We start from the raw sequence: 2,550 nt of genomic DNA, 5'->3' as shown, positions 1-2,550 counted from the left end.
GTATGCGTCTCACGTCGGCCGTTCTCCGGGCAGCAGTGAACGGGGGTAATTTGGTTCCCATCAAATGTTTTGATGGGAACCAAAGTGGCCGAGATTGTGGATAGTAAGTGCGAGGCACCGGGCAAGCGCCCCAACTTTGCGCGCGAATTCAAACGACAGCTGGTCGAACAGACGTTCGAGCCCGGGGCGTCTGTATCGCTGGTCGCGCGTCGCAACGACATAAACACCAACCTGCTGTTCAGATGGCGTCGCCAGTATCTTCAGGGTGCATTTGGGGCGCCGCGTCCGGGACCTGCCAGACAGGAACCCGATGGTGACGTTGCATCGTTAGACGTTGCATCGTTACTTCCAGTCAGCATTGTCCCGGAAGCTGAGGCCTCGATGCCGGTCCGCGAGGCTGTGTCGGAGGACGCCTGCGAGATTGAATTTGACCGTGCACGCTTGCGCATTCGCGGTAACGTGTCGCCGGATATGCTGCGGCTGCTGATTCGGGAGCTGTCCCGATGATCGGCCTGCCGGCTGGCACTCGCATCTGGATCGCCGCAGGCATCACCGACATGCGTAGTGGTTTCCCGGCTCTTGCCGCGAAGGTGCAATCGGCACTCGAAGACAATCCGCTCGGCGGCGACGTGTTCATTTTTCGGGGACGTCGCGGCGATCTCGTAAAAATTCTATGGGCAACAGATGACGGACTATGGCTTCTCGCGAAGCGGCTTTCGCATGGGCGGTTTATTTGGCCCCAGGCGGATGGCGGCAAGATCTTTCTGACGTCGGCACAGCTGTCGATGTTGCTGGAAGGCATCGATTGGCGACAGCCCCGTCGCACGGCCGCATTGTCGATGTTGTAAACCGCATCGAAGGCTCGTAAACTGCGGCACATGCCCGATCATGCGCCGCTTCCTGACACCGTTGCCGAGCTCCACGCCCTGGTGCTCGAGCAGCAGGCATCGATCGCAAAGATGCAGCAGGAGATCGCCGAACGTGACCGGGAGATTGTCGAACGGGACCAGCAAATCGAACGCCTGAAAGCGCAGATCGACAAGCTCAGGCGCATGCACTTCGGTCGTAAATCCGAGCAGTTGGAGCGGCAGATCGATCGGCTCGAAACCCAACTCGAGGATCTGGCAACGGGCAGCGGCGTTGCCGATGTTCGCCGTGCACGCGCTCGTGCATCGAGCTCGGGCGTGTCTGCAGCATCCCCGAAGGAAGCCTTGGCGCCCCATCTGCCACGCGAAGAGCACGAGCTCGAGCCCGATTCCATCTGCCCGAAGTGCAACAGCGCCATGGAGTTGCTCGGCGAGGATGTGTCTGAGCAACTCGCGCGCGTCACGGCGATGTTCAAGGTCATCCGCACTATCCGTCGCAAGCGGATCTGCACCGGTTGCGGCCATATCGCGCAACCTCCCATGCCGGGGCTGCCGATCGAGCGCAGCATCGCGCATCCGAGCTTGCTGGCCGAGATCATCGTGGCGAAGTATGCAAACCACACGCCCCTGTATCGGCAATCCGAGATCGCGGCGCGCGATGGCGTACGTCTCGATCGGGCCACCATGGCACGTTGGGTCGGGCAATGCGAAGAACTCTGCCGGCTGCTGACTGAAGCCCTGCGTCGCTACACGATGGCGACTGCCAAGCTCCACGCGGACGACACGCCGATCCCGGTGCTTGCGCCTGGGAACAAAAAGACCAAGACCGGTCGATTGTGGGTCTACGTGCGCGATGATCGCCGCTCAGGTTCGAGCGAACCTGCTTCTGTCTGGTTCGCTTACTCGCCGGACCGCAAAGGCATTCACCCCCAGACCCATCTTGCCGGATTCGAAGGCATCCTTCAGGCCGACGGCTATGCCGGTTTCAACGAGTTGAACGAAGGCGGCAAAGTTCGTCTGGCATTTTGCTGGGATCATGCGCGACGATACGTATTCAACGTGCATGAGACAGCCCCGTCGGACACCACGAAGCAATGGCTCGACATGATTGGCGAGTTTTACGGAATCGAGGCTGATATCCGCGGCAAACCGCCGGATGAGCGGCGACGCGTCAGGCAAGAAAAGAGCAATCCATTGCTCGCGGCCCTTGAAAGGTCGATGAGGGAGAAACGTGCGACGCTTTGGCCAAAGGCACCGCTGGTCGAAGCGATCAACTACTCTCTGAATCGCTGGGACGGGCTCACACTGTTCTGTGATGACGGCTGCGTCGAAATCAGCAACGTGCTCGCCGAAAATGCTTTGCGCTGCGTGGCCCTCGGCCGGCGCAATTTCATGTTCGCTGGCTCTGACAGCGGTGGCGAGCGAGCCGCCTCAATGTATAGCCTGATCGGCTCGTGCAAGTTGAATGGTATCAACCCGCGCGCCTACCTGGAATATGTCCTTACACACATCGCCGATCACCAGGCCAATCGCATCGCCGAACTGTTGCCCTGGAACGTCGCGAAGCACCTGTTACCATCTCCACCTTCATCGGGTTGATCCCTTCTGCCTGCGGCAGGCTTAGCCTGCCGCATTCTCAGACGCTTGTCCAAAGAATTCTCGACGGCCCTCGCGCGACGCATAC

The 2,550-nt window shown here is 60.0% G+C and carries 3 protein-coding genes; all 3 read left to right on the top strand.

The features are described from left to right. Positions 1-72: 72 nt before the first annotated feature. The 3 genes from tnpA to tnpC are packed head-to-tail and all read left to right on the top strand — an operon-like array spanning position 73 to position 2,465. Complete coding sequence (gene tnpA, locus QCE48_RS31485; RefSeq protein WP_309788376.1) at positions 73-507, top strand: IS66-like element accessory protein TnpA; 435 nt, start codon at positions 73-75, stop codon at positions 505-507. Then, positions 504-848 carry an IS66 family insertion sequence element accessory protein TnpB gene (tnpB, locus tag QCE48_RS31480; RefSeq protein ID WP_087650330.1) on the top strand — a complete coding sequence of 115 codons (345 nt, stop codon included), beginning with the start codon at positions 504-506 and terminating at the stop codon, positions 846-848. The genes tnpA and tnpB overlap by 4 nt, the downstream gene beginning before the upstream one ends. A 30-nt stretch (positions 849-878) precedes the next feature. Continuing rightward, a complete protein-coding gene (tnpC, locus tag QCE48_RS31475) occupies positions 879-2,465 on the top strand; it encodes an IS66 family transposase (RefSeq protein WP_309788377.1) in 1,587 nt (528 codons plus the stop codon). The last annotated feature ends 85 nt before the right edge of the window (positions 2,466-2,550 follow it).

This window comes from Caballeronia sp. LZ024 (genome assembly GCF_031451455.1).
GTDB lineage: Bacteria > Pseudomonadota > Gammaproteobacteria > Burkholderiales > Burkholderiaceae > Caballeronia > Caballeronia telluris.
This window is presented reverse-complemented; position numbering and strand designations above follow the sequence as displayed.

Bases quoted from the DNA above. Each gene is read 5' to 3' on its own strand.
- tnpA (WP_309788376.1), top strand. From the start codon at position 73: ATGGGAACCAAAGTGGCCGAGATTGTGGATAGTAAGTGCGAGGCACCG.
- tnpB (WP_087650330.1), top strand. From the start codon at position 504: ATGATCGGCCTGCCGGCTGGCACTCGCATCTGGATCGCCGCAGGCATC.
- tnpC (WP_309788377.1), top strand. From the start codon at position 879: ATGCCCGATCATGCGCCGCTTCCTGACACCGTTGCCGAGCTCCACGCC.